Source organism: Microvirga sp. 2MCAF35 (assembly GCF_052115545.1).
Taxonomy (GTDB): domain Bacteria; phylum Pseudomonadota; class Alphaproteobacteria; order Rhizobiales; family Beijerinckiaceae; genus Microvirga.
On the sequence record NZ_JBFRGW010000103.1, the window covers coordinates 1 to 759 of the forward strand.

Annotated in this window: 1 protein-coding gene; it reads left to right on the top strand. The window is 63.9% G+C overall.

Annotated features, from left to right (window positions below; all coding sequences use genetic code 11):
* Positions 1-59: 59 nt before the first annotated feature.
* Positions 60-759, top strand: a 700-nt coding sequence (locus AB4097_RS21495) for a right-handed parallel beta-helix repeat-containing protein (RefSeq protein ID WP_442043335.1), incomplete at its 3' end; no start/stop codon positions are given.

A 759-nucleotide genomic window follows, 5' to 3' on the forward strand; every position in this document is an offset into this window, starting at 1 on the left:
CCACTATTTATGTTTCGACGACGGGCAGCGACACGGGTTCGGGTGCATCCGGTAGCCCGGTGAAATCGATCACCAAAGCCGCCCAGCTCGCCAAGGCGGGCGACACCGTGCTGGTCGCCGGCGGCGTCTACAACGGCAACGTCTCGATCAACAACAGCGGCACCGCCTCGGCGCCGATCACCATCAAGGCCGCCGAGGGCGCCCACGTGRTCATCGACGGCRSCCAGWCYGCCGSKGGYTCGGATCTCGTCACCATCACGGGCGACTACGTCACCTTCCAGGGCTTCGAGGTCCGCAACGCCAAGCGCGGCGGCATCAGCCTGTGGGAAACCCACGAYACCAAGATCCTCGACAACAACGTGCATGACAGCGTGCGTGTCGGCATCTGGGCCGGCGGCAATGTCGGCAACTCCTACAACAACCTGATCGACGGCAACGAGGTCTGGCACAACGTGCTGGAGAACAGCAGCCGCTCGATGACCGGCGGCGGCTGGGCGCAGGGCATCAGCCTGGACAAGTCGGACGGCAGCGTCATCAGCAACAACTACGTGCACGGCAACTACGGCGAGGGTGTCGGCGCGATGTTCACCAAGGACGCCAAGATCACCGGCAACAAGGTCTACGACAGCTTCAGCGTCGGCATCTATCTCGACAACGCGCAGGGTGCGGTGGTGCAGTCCAACACCGTGGCACACACCTACGACACCGATTTCTACCGCAGCGGCAAGCCGGCGACGGGCATCGAGATCGCCAACGAGA